The sequence below is a fragment of the Streptomyces poriferorum genome (assembly GCF_019399235.1).
Classification (GTDB): Bacteria; Actinomycetota; Actinomycetes; order Streptomycetales; family Streptomycetaceae; genus Streptomyces; species Streptomyces poriferorum.
Genome location: NZ_JAELVH010000004.1, coordinates 13,170 through 26,493 on the forward strand (window position 1 = coordinate 13,170; position 13,324 = coordinate 26,493).

Genomic DNA, 13,324 nt, shown 5'->3' on the forward strand with positions numbered 1-13,324 from the left:
TGTCATGACCGACAAGAACAGCCTCACCGGCCGCACCGTCATCATCACCGGCGCCGCCCGCGGCCTCGGTGCCGAGGCCGCACGCCTTGCCGTGGCCCGCGGCGCCGACGTGGTGATCACCGACGTACTGGACGAGGAGGGCGAGGCCACCGCGGCCGGACTCGGGCCGAAGGCCCGCTTCCTCCACCACGACGTGACCTCGCAGGAGGACTGGCAGCGCGTCGCCGCGTTCGCCCTCGCCGAGTCCGGACGGATCGACGGCCTCGTCAACAACGCGGGGGTCTCGACCGGTCAGCCGCTGGAGACCGAGACGGTCGAGCATTTCCGCAAGGTCATCGACATCAACCTGACGGCCGTCTTCATCGGCATGAAGACGGTGATCCCGGTGATGAAGGAGAACGGTGGCGGTTCGATCGTCAACATCTCCTCGGCGGCCGGTCTGATGGGCCTCGCCCTGACCTCCAGCTACGGCGCGTCGAAGTGGGGCGTGCGCGGTCTGACGAAGGTCGGCGCGGTGGAGCTCGGCACTGCCGGGATACGGGTGAACTCGGTGCACCCCGGCATGGTGTACACCCCGATGACGGCCTCCGTCGGCATCCAGCAGGGCGAGGGCAACTACCCCAACACCCCGATGGGCCGGGTCGGCGAGGCCGGTGAGATCGGGGAGGCCATCGTCTTCCTGCTCTCGGACGCCGCCTCGTACGTCACCGGCGCCGAACTCGCCGTGGACGGCGGCTGGACCACGGGCCCGACCGTCAAGTACGTCATGGGGCAGTGAACACCGCCGGGGGTCTGATGTTGGATGAGGGGCATGAACCCATCTGACGAGATCCTGGACATCGTCGACGAGAACGATGTCGTCGTGGGCCGGGCCCCGCGCGGCGAGGCGACCGCGCGGGGCCTGACCCATCGCTGTGTCTTCGTCGAGGCCCGGGACGCCGACGGCAGGATCTTCGTGCACCGTAGGACCGCCACCAAGCTCGTCTTCCCGTCCCACTACGACATGTTCGTCGGCGGGGTCGTCGGCGCCGGTGAGTCCTACGACGAGGCGGCGCTGCGCGAGGCCGAGGAGGAGCTGGGCGTGACGGGCCTGCCCCGCCCGGAGCCGCTGTTCAAGTTCCTCTACGAGGGCGGCGGACACAGCTGGTGGTCGTACGTCTACCGGGTACGGTGCGTGCTGCCGGTGGAGCCGCAGGTGGAGGAGGTCGCCTGGCACGCCTTCCTCACGGATGAGGAGCTGGAGCAGCGGCTCGGCGACCGGCAGTGGGTGCCGGACGGCATGGAAAGCTACCGGCGGCTCCAGGCGTTCCGGGCATCGCCCTGAAGCGGCCGAGAAGAGGCGCCAAAGCAGCAGATAAGGTCCGTACGTGAACGATTTTGTGCAGAGTCTGCGGCTGTGGTGCGCACCGCAGCGGATCCGCGAAGAGGGCGACACCCCTGACTACCGCTTCTCGCTCGCCAACGAGCGGACTTTCCTCGCCTGGATCCGAACGGCTCTCGCACTGATCGGGGGCGGTTTCGCGGTCGACCAGTTCCTGCCGGAGCTGGTGTGGGGCGTCCGTGCCGGCCTGGCGCTCGCCCTGCTGGCGGCGGGAGTGCTGTGCGCGCTGCGGGCCGTCAACCACTGGGTGCGGTGCGAGCGGGCGATGCGGCGCGGGGAGGACCTCCCGGTGTCGCGGTTCCCGACTCTGCTGAGTCTGGCGGTGGCCGTGGTGGCCGTGGCGATGGTGGTGGTGGTCCTGTTCGGCTGGGAGGGCCGGTGACCGCGGCGGAACGCGATCCGGGGCTCCAGCCCGAGCGGACCAGGCTGGCATGGCGGCGTACGACGCTGTCCTGCACGGTCGTGGCGCTGCTGGCCGGGAAGCAGGCCCTGCACGGCGGTGCCACCCCGGCCGGGGTCGTCGCCCTGTCGCTGAGCGTGCTGGCCTGGCTGGGCTTCCTGCGGGTGGCGAACCGCCGGGTACAGGGCATGGGCACCTCGCGCCCGCAGCCGATGGAGGTCCGCGCGGCGCTGCTGGCCGCGGCGTTCACCGTCGCGCTGGCGGTGTTCGCCGCGGCGATGCTGTTCTGAACGGTTGTGTTCGCCGCGGCCACGCCGCCCTGAGCGGCCCGCCGGTGGTCAGCCCCCCAGTGCTCGCCGCAGCCACGCCGTCCTGAGCGGCGGTACTCGCCGCGGCCACGGCGTCCTGAGCGGCCCGCCGGTGGTCAGCTCTCCCAGTCCACGGTGACGACGATCTTCCCGCGGGTGCGGCCCTCGGCGTTGAGCCGATGGGCCTCCGCGGTCTCGGCCAGCGGGAAGACCCGGTCCACATGGACCGAGACGATGCCGCGCTCGGCCAGCTCCGCCAGATGGGCCAGGTCCTTCGCGTCGGGCCGCACGAACGCGTACGTGCCGCCGTACGAGAACACCTCGCTGTCCACGATGGAGGCCAGGCGACCGTCCGGCGCGAGCGTCTCGGCGGACACCCGCAGGGCCTCGCCGCCCACGGTGTCGAAGGCGGCGTCGATCCCGTCCGGGGCCAGCGCCCGCAGCCGGTCCGCGAGGCCGTCCCCGTACTCCACGGGTTCCGCACCCAGCTGTCGCAGATGGTCGTGGTTGCGTTCGCTCGCGGTGCCGATGACCCGGCATCCGGCGTGGCGGGCGATCTGCACGGCCAGCGAGCCGACGCCGCCGGCCGCCGCGTGGACGAGGACGGTGTCGCCGTCGCGGATGCGCAGCGAGCGGTACAGCACCTGGTAGGCGGTGAGACCGGCCAGGGGCAGGCCCGCCGCCTCCTCGAAGCTCAGGCTCAGTGGCTTGCGGGCCAGGGTGCGCACCGGCGCGGCCACGTACTCGGCGAAGGTGCCGCGGCTGAGGAAGTCCTCCCGCACGTATCCGATGACCTCGTCGCCGACGGCGAACTCGTGGACGGCGATGCCGGGCTGGACGACGACCCCTGACACGTCCCAGCCGGGAATCACCGGGAACACCGTGTCCATCGCGGCGTCCAGGTGTCCCTCCCGGGCGACGCGGTCGACCGGGTTGACCGCCGCGGCCCGTACCTTCACCAGGACGGTGTCGGGGCCGACCTTGGGATCGGGGCGCTCCCCGTACTCCAGGACGTCGGCCCCGCCGAACCTGCTGTAGCTGATCGCCTTCATGTACTCGACCCTCGGGGCGACCCGGCGTGCCCGCAACTCAGGCGGATGCGGCGCGCGCCGTCACCAGCGCGGGATCGCGGGCGTCGACCAGCCCGGCTCGGCCTTGCGCATCGCGGCGGCGTCGTCGCGCTCGCGCATCGTGCCGTCGTCGTCGAGCCAGCGGCGGTGCAGCACGGCGAGGCGTTCCCGGTCGAGTTCGACGCCGAGGCCCGGGGCGTCGGAGACGGCCAGCCGGCCGTCGGCGAAGACATGACGGGTGGTGATGACGTCCTCGGTCTGCCAGGGGTAGTGGCTGTCGCAGGCGTAGTCGAGGTTGGGGACGGTGGCCGCGACGTGCGTCATGGCGGCGAGGCTGATCCCGAGGTGGGTGTTGGAGTGCATGGAGAGGCCGACGCCGAAGGTGCGGCAGATGCCGGCCAGTTCACGGGTGCGGTGCAGCCCGCCCCAGTAGTGGTGGTCGGAGAGGACGACCTGGACAGCGCCCCGGGCGAAGGCCTCCGGGACCTCGGCGAGCGTGGTGACGCACATGTTAGTGGCCAGCGGTACGTCGGTGCCGGCCGCGACGGCGGCCATCAGTTCCGTGCCGCTCGCCGGGTCCTCCAGGTATTCGAGTACGTCCTTCAACTGCTCGGCGACGTACAGCGAGGTCTCGACGGACCAGGCCCCGTTGGGGTCCAGGCGCAACGGCTGCCCGGGGAACGCCTCGGCCAGTGCGCGGACCGCGGCGATCTCCTCGTCGGGCGGGAAGACGCCGCCCTTCAGCTTGAAGGAGGAGAAGCCGTACTCCCGGGCGAAGCGCCGCGCCTGGGCGACCACTCCGGCGGGGTCTACGGCCGCGCCCCAGTCGTCGCGTTCCCCGGCTTCCGGGTGCTGGGCCCAGCGGTAGAAGAGGTAGGCGCTGTACTCGACGCTGTCGCGGACCTTGCCGCCGAGCAGCGCGTGCACGGGCAGGCCGAGGGTCTTGCCCAGGGCGTCCAGGCAGGCCACCTCGAAGCCGGAGACCACCGAGAGCCGCAGCTTGTCGGCGGTCTGGACGCCGCGCAGTCCGCCCGCGTCGACGCGCTCGTCGGCCGCGCGTGAATCGCCGCACACCTCGTCGGCAAGGGCGAAGAGGCCGTTCACATCGCTGACCGGGCGTCCGGGCAGGGCCGCGGCCAGGGGTTCGGCCAGTTCGAGGTACTTCCCGTCGCCGTAGGTCTCCCCGATGCCGGTCACTCCGCCCCGGGTGACGACCTCCACGATGAGCCGGGGGGTGTAGGGCTGGTGAACGCCCTGGGTGTTGAGGAGCGGCGGGTCGGCGATGAGGATCGGGGTCAGCCGGACTTCGTCGATCAACCAGTCTGTATTCATACGTGAACTCTATTCAGCCATGCGACTGAATGCCAGGGTCCGCCCACCATTCGGGCCGGAGTCACACATTCCGTTGCGGAAGTTCACTGGACGACATACCGACTGGTCGGCATCATGAACACCGACGATCCACTCACCCCGGAGGTGCGCACGATGAGCCCAGTCCACCCGCCAGGTCTCGACCTCGACCGCTTGCGCGGACATCTCGACCGCGAGCGGCCGGGGCTGGTGAACGGACCGCTCGAGGCCCGGCTCATCGAGGGCGGCCGTTCGAACCTGACCTACTTCGTCACGGAGACGGACGGCACCGGCCGATGGGTCGTCCGGCGGCCGCCGCTGGGTCATGTGCTGGCCACCGCGCACGACATGAAGCGCGAGCACCGCGTGATCAGCGGGCTGCACCCGACGGCCGTCCCGGTCCCCGAACCGGTGCTGCTCTGCGAGGACGACTCGGTCATCGGCTCGCCGTTCTACGTCATGGAGTACGTCGAGGGAACCCCGTACCGCACGGCGGAGCAGCTCGCCCCGCTGGGCCCCGAGCGCACCCGCAAGGCGGTGCTGGGTCTGGTCGACACCCTCGTGGAGCTGCACGCCGTCGACCCGCAGGCCGTCGGCCTCGGGGACTTCGGACGCCCCGAGGGGTTCCTGGACCGGCAGCTGCGCCGCTGGGGCAAGCAGCTGGACGCCTCCCGCAACCGCGAACTTCCCGGCATCGACGAGCTGCACGCGGCGCTCGGCCGGCAGCTGCCCGAGTCCCCCGCCCCCACGGTCGTCCACGGCGACTTCCGCCTGGACAACGTGCTGATCGGGGCGGACGACGAGATCAAGGCCGTCCTCGACTGGGAGATGTCGACGCTCGGCGACCCGCTGACCGACCTCGGTCTGCTGGTCATGTACAGCTCCGATCTGGATCTGCCCGACTCGCCGGTCTCCACCACCAGCGGGGCGGCCGGCCACCCCTCCCCCGCCGAGCTCATCGAGCGCTATGCCGAACGCTCCGGCCGGGACACCTCCGGCATCTCCTGGTACACGGCGTTCGCCTGGTTCAAGCTCGCCGTGATCCTGGAGGGCATCCACTACCGCTACACCCTGGGCCAGACGGTCGGCGGCGGCTTCGACCGCATCGGCGACCTCGTCCCCGTCTTCATCGAGCACGGCCTCACCACCCTCCAGGAAGGCTGACCCACCTCATGGACTTCGCATTCGACGCCCGTACCGAAGAGCTGCGCGCCAAGCTGCTCACCTTCATGGACGAGCACGTCTACCCGGCGGAGCAGACCGCGGAGGAGCAGCGCGCGCTGCTGGCGTCGCCGTGGGACACCCCGCAGGTGGTGGAGGACCTCAAGGCCGAGGCCCGCAGTCAGGGACTGTGGAACCTCTTCCTGCCGGACGCCGAGTACGGCGGTGGGCTGACCAATCTCCAGTACGCGCCGCTGGCGGAGATCCTGGGCCGCTCCCCGCACCTGGCACCGACCGCGCTGAACTGTGCGGCGCCGGACACCGGGAACATGGAGGTGCTCACCCAGTTCGGCACCGAGGAGCAGAAGAAGCAGTGGCTTCAGCCGCTGCTGGCCGGGGAGATCCGGTCCGCGTTCGCGATGACGGAGCCGGAGGTCGCCTCGTCGGACGCCACGAACATCGAGACCCGGATCACCCGGGACGGCGGTGACTACGTCATCAACGGGCGCAAGTGGTACATCTCCGGGGCGATGAACCCGGACTGCGCGATCTTCATCGTGATGGGCAAGACCGACCCGGACGGCGATGACATCCGCCGCCAGCAGTCGCAGATCCTGGTCCCGCGCGACACCCCGGGTCTGACGGTGAAGCGCGCCATGCAGGTGTACGGATACGAGGACCACTCCCACGGCGGTCACGCCGAGGTGGTCTTCGACAACGTGCGGGTGCCCGTCACGAACCTGATCGGCGAGGAGGGCGGCGGGTTCGCCATCGCCCAGGCGCGGCTGGGTCCGGGCCGGATCCACCACTGCATGCGGCTGATCGGCATGGCCGAGCGCGCCATCGAGCTGATGTGCCGGCGCGCGGTTGCCCGTACGGCCTTCGGCAAGCCGCTCGCCCAGCAAGGCGTCGTGCAGAACTGGATCGCCGACGCCCGGGTCACGGTGGAGCAGCTGCGGCTGCTGGTGCTGAAGACGGCCTGGCTGATGGACACGGTCGGCAACCGCGGTGCGCACACCGAGATCCAGTCCATCAAGATCGCCACCCCGCGCGCGGTCGTCACCATCCTCGACCAGGCGGTGCAGCTGCACGGCGCGGGCGGGGTCAGCCAGGACTTCCCGCTGGCCGAACTGTGGGCGGCGGCGCGGACGCTGCGGCTTGCCGACGGTCCGGACGAGGTGCACCAGCGGTCGCTGGCCCGGCGGGAGATCAAGAAGTACCTGTAGGCGGTGGGCCGGGGAGGACGGCAGGCGGCCGGACGGGGCGGCGGATCACGTCAGTGTTCGCCGCCCCCGATCCGGTCCAGGACCTCCGTGTAACGGGAGCGCCGGTCGGGCCGGGCACGGGCGGTGGCGTGGCGGAGCGCCGGGACCGCCGCGCCGCCCAGCCCGACGAGCCCCTCGGCCGCGGCATCGCGGACGACGGCGTGCGGGTGCCCGAGCAGAGCCGTCACCGCGGGGACCGCCGGCTCCCAGCCGGCCCGGCAGAGCGTCAGGACCGCCATGCGGACGACGTCCGGCCGGGGGTCGTCCAGCAGGAGTTCGGTGTGGCGCAGATGGGCGCTCCGGCCGAGCATCGCCCGTGAGGTCCGGTGGGCGCGCAGCCGGACCCTGGGTCTGGGGTGCATGAGCAACCCGCCCAGCAGGTCCATGAGTTGCGGGTCCCGGTCCGGTTCGGGGCCCGGGTGAGCGGCTGCCAGTTCCGTGAGGGCCCGGCAGATCTGCTCCGGTGTGCCGGTTGCGGCGAGGTCCAGCAGTTCACGCCGGGCCGGGCGGTGTCCCGTCGCGGTGGGACCGGCGGCGGTGCGGTCGCGAAGGGCTGCCAGTGCCGCGGCGTCCTGCTGCCCGGCCTCCGGGCCCCGCAGTGGGCCCTCCACGAGGCGCAGCCGGTCGGCGAGTTCGGTGCGCCCTTCCGTACGCAGGCGGCTGCGGGTCCGTGTCAGGGCCGGGGTACGCAGAAGCGGGCGTCCGGCGAGCAGGTCCAGGTATCCCCAGGCCCCGGCGTCGAGGCGGTCGCCGAGCACCTCGGCCAGCGCGTCGGCGGGATACGCGCGGAGCGCGTCCCCGGCGGCCCGGGCCACGACGGGCGGTGCGTGCTCCCACCACTCCAGCAGCAGCGGCACCAGCCGCTCCAGCTCCCACGGGCCGAGCCCCGCGGCGGCACGTGCCACCCGGTCGCGCAGGATCCCGTCGGCGCGCAGCTCCGTCCCGGCGAGAGCACCGAGGGCCCCGAGCACGCGGGCGGTCCCGGCTCCTGCGGGCAGGGTGACCCGGCCGCGGAGGTACGCGCGAAGCACGGCCAGGCGGGCCTCCGGCTCGGGCCACCGCGCCAGCGCCTCGGCAGCGGTCCGTCTGCCCTCCGCCCCGGCCGATCCCAGCATGGCGAGCAGCCGCTCCCGCAGTGCCGCCGAACGCGGCTGGTCCAGGTCGTCGGCGCGGACCCGGCGCCGGGGCGGCTCCGAGGCGCGGGCGCTCTCCGCGAGGTTCCAGGGGGGCGCGTCGACGGGCTGGAGCCACGTCATCCAGTCGACGAGGGCGGGGCGGACGCCGGGAGCGGCGCTGCTGTGGGCCTCGATCAGCGCGGCCAGCCGGTCCCGCGAGGGGAGCGTGCCGTCGTCCGCGCGGCGGAACCCGGCCAGGGTGTCAGGTGCCCGGACCGCCTCGGCCAAGGCGGACCGCCAGGCCCGGGCCCCGGCGGACACGGGTGCGGCGTCGTCGGGCTCCGGTACGGCGAAGGCCTCCCGGAGCACGGCCGTCAGGGCCTGCCAGGGGTCGGCGCCGAGCCGGGCGTCCGCCAGGGCCCGGTCGAGATCGGCGCGGACCGGTACCGCGCCGAGGCGGCGCAGCAGGGTCAGCGTGGAGCGGTTCGGCGTCGCCGGTGCGGGGCCAAGGGCTCGTACCGCGGCGACGGCGGCCGGTTTCTCGGTGGCCGTCAGCAGTGGCGCGATGCCTTCGAGTACGGCGATCAGATCGTGCCGGTCCTTGCCCCGGGCATCCGCCAGCGCGTCCAGCAGGAGCGGGGCGGACCGGGAGAACACCGTGAGTTCCCCGTGGCTCCGGGGCCCGGGGCAGAGTCCCAGCGCGAACCTCAGCACCTTGTTCCGGAGGGCCTTGTCCCGGGGGCCCGGCAGGGAGCCCGCCATCGCGAGCCAGTCGCCCGCCATCGGCCGCAGCTGTTGCGCCCGGGCGGGGCCGAGCGGCTCGTCCCGCTCGGCGAGGCGCCGCGCGGCCCCGGGGTCCCAGCCCCCGGTCACCAGTGCCTCGATGTCATGGTCCGCGGCACCGGACGCCGCTGACGTGGCGGCCGGTGCGGTGATCCCGTGCCGGGCCATGGCCGGTGCCAGATCCTCCACGGTGCCGGAGGCCGGTGCGACCCGGCGGGACGCCACCAGAGCAAGGAGAGCTGGGGCCACCGGTGACCTCTGTTCGTCCAGCGTGAGGACCGAACGTGCGGCGAGGACGCCGTCGAGGCCCTCCAGCAGCAGGCGCCGGGCGGCGTCGTCGCGGCTGTGCTCGGCGGCGGCGACGAGGGTGGCCGTGTAGGCGTCGCCGAGGACGGCGCGCAGGGCCGCGACGAGGGTGTCGCGCAGACCGGGGTTGCTGTCCCGGCCGAGCCGGGCGAGAAGCTTCGGGAGCGCCTCCGGTGCGCCTGCCCGGACCAGCGCCTCGGCCGCCGTCTTCCGGATGTTCATGTTCGGATGGTCCAGGCAGGCGGCGATCGCGGCGCTCGCCCAGTGGGCCCGGGCGTGGCCCAGGGCGAGCAGGGCCTGCCGGACGGTCTGGACGTCCTGGGCGCGCGTCAGCGTGATCAGCGTCGCCGAGAGGGCCTGGGCGTCCTCGCCCGTGGCGTCGTGGGCGAGCAGGGCGATGACGTGCTTGCGTACGTGCCGGTCGTGGTGGCGCAGCAGCCGGTGCACCCGCGCCCGGGTTCCCTTCCAGGGGGCGCTGAGCAGCAGTTCGAGCAGGACCACCTGCTCGTCGTCGGAGAGTCCGGGTCGGTCCAGCAGGTCCAGCGCCACGGTGGCGACCAGCGCGTTTCCGGCCTCCCGCGCGTCCTTGGCGCCGAGCAGGCAGACGGGCCGGATCGCGCCGCGCCCGTGGAGCCGGCGGCCCAGGGCGCTGATGGCCTCCGGGACCTCCTGCGGCACGACGGGCTCACCGGCCGGCTTTCCGTGCTCCCACGTCCGGGGGGCCGCGTCTGGGCTCCTCGCCGCGGCCTGCCCGGCCACGATGCGCAGCAGCAGATCGGCGATGACCGGGAGGGTGCCCGCGTCGCCGTGGGCCGCCAGCCGGCGCAGCGCCGCCACGGGTGCTTCCGGGTCCAGGTGGGAACTCAGCAGGGCCAGTTCCCGCGCATCCGGCCGGCCGAGGTCCGCCGCGATGCGCGACGGCAGATCGACGGGGTCGAGCCGGGCGAGGAGGTCGCCGCGCCGCACCGGATCGCGGTTCAGCAGCCACAGCAGTTCGAGGGCCCGGTTGCGTACAGGGCGCAGGTGGGGCGCCGTCCCGCCGGCGGCGGGGGCCAGGCCGTCGTGCAGGGCCCGTACCGTCAGGTCCCCGCCGATCGCCTCCAGCGCGTCCAGGGCCGCGGCCGGTGCCGAGGGCAGCAGGGCGATCACGGCTTCTTCCGCGCCGGTGTGGCGCAGTGCGCGGATCGCGTCGAGGAAGGGCGCGGGAGCCGGGGCCGCGGGGAGTGCGCGGGCGACGGCTTCCCCGATCGGGAGGTCCCCCGCGCCCTGCCCGGCCAGGGCGACGAGCAGGTCCAGCCGTCGTGGCCAGCCCGGATCGCCGGCCGGCGCGTCCGTCAGGACCCGGAGCATCTCCGTGCGGGAGGTGTAGAGGATCGTCGCCACGTCACGGGGCGGGATCGAGTGATCGGCCAGGGCCAGTTCGATGACGGTGCGGACAGCCGGGCCGTCCGGGAAGTGCCCGCGGCGGTGGAGGCCGCGCAGGCACACCACGGCCGGGCCGCCGAGCAGCAGCGGGTCGCGGGCGGCGGTGGCCGTGAGCTCGCCGATGTCGTCGCGGTCCGCGAGCCCGCCGAGCAGTTCCATCGCACGCCGGCGGAGGCCCGGAGCGAGGCCGGGGTCCCCGGCGGCCCGTCGCAGCAGGTCCCGGTGACTGTGGCACGCGGCAGCCACGAGGGCGGCCTCGGCCACTTCGGGCCGCCCCGGCTCCGGATCGGAATGGAGGAACGGGGCGAAGAGGCCGGGCGGCAGCGGGTCGGTGGCCGCCCACGGTTCTGCGAGTGCGCCCAGCGCGCCCGCGACGACCGCCGGGGTTCCGGAGGCCCCCAGCAGAGCGATCAGCTTCTCCCGGACCGGCCCCGGGGCCAGGAGTCCGGCGTGCAGCCCCTCCCGGGCCAGCCGCAGCGCCTCGGCCCGGAGCACCGGATCGCCGCTGCCCGCCAGCTCGTCCACGAGCCGCGCCGGCCGGTGCGTGGCGGTGATATCCGCCCCCCGCACGGCCTGGTAGAGGAGTTCGCCCGGGACCTCGTCGCGGAGCACTCCGGGATCGTGCAGCACATCCGCGCGCAGCCACGCGATCCGTACCTGCGCGGGCAGTTGACCGGCCGTGCGCCACGGCGGCCGGGGGCGGCCGGTAGGGCGGTGGCCCAGTCGCTCGTACAGCCCGGCCAGCAGGAGGTCGGCCTCCGGAGGGCCGGTGAGCGTCGTGGGCAGCAGTCCGGCGAGTACGTCCATCGCCTCGTCGTCGGACGGCGGACATGCGGTGACGCGCTCGGCCAGCCGGACCAGGCCGGCGTGGCGCTGCACGGGGTCCGGGTGCCCGAGCAGTCGGCCCAGGGCGTGGAACTCGTCGTCGGCCGGTGTCCGCATCGTCGGATGCTAACCGGGGGCGCCGAGGCTCCACCAACGCCTTTTCCGGCCTTCGTCAGTAGCCGCCGTACGGCACGTGGTCGGCGAGCGCCAGTTCGCGGGCGAAGGCCCGCACCCGCAGCAGGCAGCGGGCGAGCATCCGGACGGCCATCGGGCGGTGCGGCCCGTAGGCCACCTTCCACAGAGGGGGAACGCGCGTCGAAACCTGGATGTGTGCCATGTATCCAGCTTCACCCCGCGGACCGATTCGGTCCAACAGATGGATTCGCTGCCTGTGATCGCTACCGTAGATGGATGGAGATTCGCCAGCTCCGCCACTTCATGGCGGTGATCACGCACGGCAGCTTCACCGCCGCCGCCCGCGCCGAACTGATCGTGCAGTCGGCGCTGAGCACGTCCGTCCGCAACCTCGAACGGGAGCTGGGCGCCGATCTGTTCGATCGGACCGGCCGCCGGGTGGTCCTCACCGAGGCCGGCCGTGCACTGCTGCCCTCCGCCCGTACGGTGCTGGCCGGGACGGACGCGGCACGCGACGCGGTGGCCGCCGTGTCGGGGCTGGCCACCGGGCGGGTGCGGATCGGTACGATCCAGACGCTGACCTGCGTGGACCTGGCCGCCGAGCTCGCCGCGTTCCACCGGCTGTGGCCCGGGGTGCAGATCTCGCTGCGCGAGGCGACGACCCCGGAACTGGTCGCGGGGGTCCGCGCCGGCGAGCTGGACCTCGCCTATCTCGCGCCGGACGCGGCCGAACTCCCGGAAGGCATCACGGCGTTCGCGTCCTGGCAGGAGGACCTCGTGCTCATCACAGCGCCGGGCCACCGGCTCGCGACGGCCGGGCGCACCCTGATCAAGGACCTGGCCGACGAGCCGTTCGTGGACTTCCGGGCGGGCACCGGCCTGGAGACGGCGGTACGGCGGCTGGCCGCGCACTGCGGCCTGGAGCGCCGGATCACCTGTGACGTGACGCAGATCCGGCTGCTCGTCGACCTCGTACGGGCGGGCATCGGCGTCGCGATCGTGCCCCGCCGCATCGGCGAGGACGCCGGGCTGCCGTGTGTGAGCATCCGGCAGCCGGAACCGGGCCGGACCGTGGTGCTGGTGGGCCGGGCGCCCCGGCCGCGCAATCCGGCGGCGGAGGCGCTGCTGGGCCGGCTGGCCGGCCGCGGCGCCTGAGCGGCGCCCTGCCCGGGCAGCGCCCTACGGCCGCAGGGCGCGCAGCAGCAGGTCGGCGAGGTGGTCGGCGACCTCCTGCTGGGACAGCGGGCCGTCCGGCCGGTACCAGGTCGACAGGTGGTGGACCGAGCCGAAGTGGTAGTCGACGATCAGGTCCGCCGGGGTGGCCGTGGAGAACACCCCGCTGCGCTGTCCCTCCTCCACGAGGGCCCGGAAGCGCTCGTGGTAGCGGCGCCGCTCCACCCGTACCTGCTTGTTCTTCTCGGGGCTCAGGTGGTGCATGGAGCGGAAGAAGATCGAGGCGTCGTCGAGGTTCTCGATGGTGGTGACGACGACGTCGGCGGCGGCTTCGCGCAGCCGCTGCTCGACGGGGGCGTCGGCCTCCGCGAAGGCGTCGAGGCGCTCCTGCTGAAGCCGCAGGACCCGGGCGTAGACCTCCTGGAGGAGGTCCTCCTTGGAGCCGAAGTAGTGGTAGAGCGCGCCCTTGGTGACGCCGGCCGCCTCGACGATCTCCTGGACCGAGGTGCGGTCGTACCCCTGCTCGGCGAAGAGCCGGGTGGCGGCGGCCAGCAGCCGCTGGGGGACGGGGGTACCGCTCCCGTCCGTCGCCTTGGCCATAGCCGCCACCTTCCTTCCGTGAGTTCG

General features: G+C 73.3%; 12 protein-coding genes. 7 read left to right on the top strand and 5 right to left on the bottom strand.

Annotated elements, in window-relative coordinates; translation table 11 throughout:
- The first annotated feature begins 4 nt into the window (after nt 1-4).
- The 4 genes from JGS39_RS01250 to JGS39_RS01265 are packed head-to-tail and all read left to right on the top strand — an operon-like array spanning nt 5 to nt 2,071.
- Nucleotides 5-778, top strand: a complete 774-nt coding sequence (locus JGS39_RS01250) for a glucose 1-dehydrogenase (protein ID WP_219566678.1) — start codon at nt 5-7, stop codon at nt 776-778.
- Nucleotides 779-811: 33 nt separating this feature from the next.
- Nucleotides 812-1,324 (top strand): NUDIX domain-containing protein, encoded by a 513-nt coding sequence (locus tag JGS39_RS01255; RefSeq protein ID WP_219566679.1) that lies wholly within the window; start codon nt 812-814, stop codon nt 1,322-1,324.
- A 43-nt stretch (nt 1,325-1,367) separates the two neighbouring features.
- Nucleotides 1,368-1,763 carry a YidH family protein gene (locus tag JGS39_RS01260; RefSeq protein ID WP_219566680.1) on the top strand — a complete coding sequence of 132 codons (396 nt, stop codon included), beginning with the start codon at nt 1,368-1,370 and terminating at the stop codon, nt 1,761-1,763.
- Nucleotides 1,760-2,071, top strand: coding sequence for a DUF202 domain-containing protein (locus tag JGS39_RS01265; protein ID WP_219566681.1), 312 nt, complete (start codon nt 1,760-1,762; stop codon nt 2,069-2,071). The genes JGS39_RS01260 and JGS39_RS01265 overlap by 4 nt, the downstream gene beginning before the upstream one ends.
- Nucleotides 2,072-2,205: 134 nt before the next feature.
- On the opposite strand, the gene JGS39_RS01270 is transcribed toward JGS39_RS01265, so the two are convergent.
- Together JGS39_RS01270 and JGS39_RS01275 are read right to left on the bottom strand one after the other, a co-directional pair.
- Entirely contained in the window at nt 2,206-3,141 is a 936-nt protein-coding gene (locus JGS39_RS01270) for an NADP-dependent oxidoreductase (protein ID WP_219566682.1), read from the bottom strand.
- Between the two features lie 60 nt (nt 3,142-3,201).
- Nucleotides 3,202-4,491: a glucarate dehydratase family protein gene (locus tag JGS39_RS01275; RefSeq protein WP_219566683.1), complete on the bottom strand. Its 1,290-nt coding sequence runs from the start codon at nt 4,489-4,491 to the stop codon at nt 3,202-3,204.
- Nucleotides 4,492-4,644: 153 nt separating this feature from the next.
- Here JGS39_RS01275 and JGS39_RS01280 point away from each other — a divergent pair, with 153 nt between their 5' ends.
- Nucleotides 4,645-5,673 (top strand): phosphotransferase family protein, encoded by a 1,029-nt coding sequence (locus JGS39_RS01280; protein ID WP_219566684.1) that lies wholly within the window; start codon nt 4,645-4,647, stop codon nt 5,671-5,673.
- An 8-nt stretch (nt 5,674-5,681) separates the two neighbouring features.
- Nucleotides 5,682-6,896 (top strand): acyl-CoA dehydrogenase family protein, encoded by a 1,215-nt coding sequence (locus JGS39_RS01285; protein WP_219566685.1) that lies wholly within the window; start codon nt 5,682-5,684, stop codon nt 6,894-6,896.
- A 50-nt stretch (nt 6,897-6,946) separates the two neighbouring features.
- Here the strand turns inward: JGS39_RS01285 and JGS39_RS01290 are convergent, their stop codons facing one another.
- Both JGS39_RS01290 and JGS39_RS01295 read right to left on the bottom strand, forming a co-directional pair.
- Nucleotides 6,947-11,506, bottom strand: coding sequence for a HEAT repeat domain-containing protein (locus JGS39_RS01290; protein ID WP_219566686.1), 4,560 nt, complete (start codon nt 11,504-11,506; stop codon nt 6,947-6,949).
- Between the two features lie 55 nt (nt 11,507-11,561).
- On the bottom strand, nt 11,562-11,726 hold the full coding sequence (locus JGS39_RS01295; protein WP_219566687.1) for a hypothetical protein: 165 nt from the start codon (nt 11,724-11,726) through the stop codon (nt 11,562-11,564).
- Nucleotides 11,727-11,800: 74 nt separating this feature from the next.
- Between JGS39_RS01295 and JGS39_RS01300 the strand changes: the two genes are divergently transcribed.
- The gene (locus tag JGS39_RS01300; RefSeq protein ID WP_219566688.1) at nt 11,801-12,679 is read left to right on the top strand and encodes a LysR family transcriptional regulator; all 879 of its coding nucleotides are present in this window, start codon (nt 11,801-11,803) and stop codon (nt 12,677-12,679) included.
- Between the two features lie 24 nt (nt 12,680-12,703).
- Here the strand turns inward: JGS39_RS01300 and JGS39_RS01305 are convergent, their stop codons facing one another.
- Nucleotides 12,704-13,297: a TetR/AcrR family transcriptional regulator gene (locus tag JGS39_RS01305; protein ID WP_148016106.1), complete on the bottom strand. Its 594-nt coding sequence runs from the start codon at nt 13,295-13,297 to the stop codon at nt 12,704-12,706.
- Nucleotides 13,298-13,324: the final 27 nt, after the last annotated feature.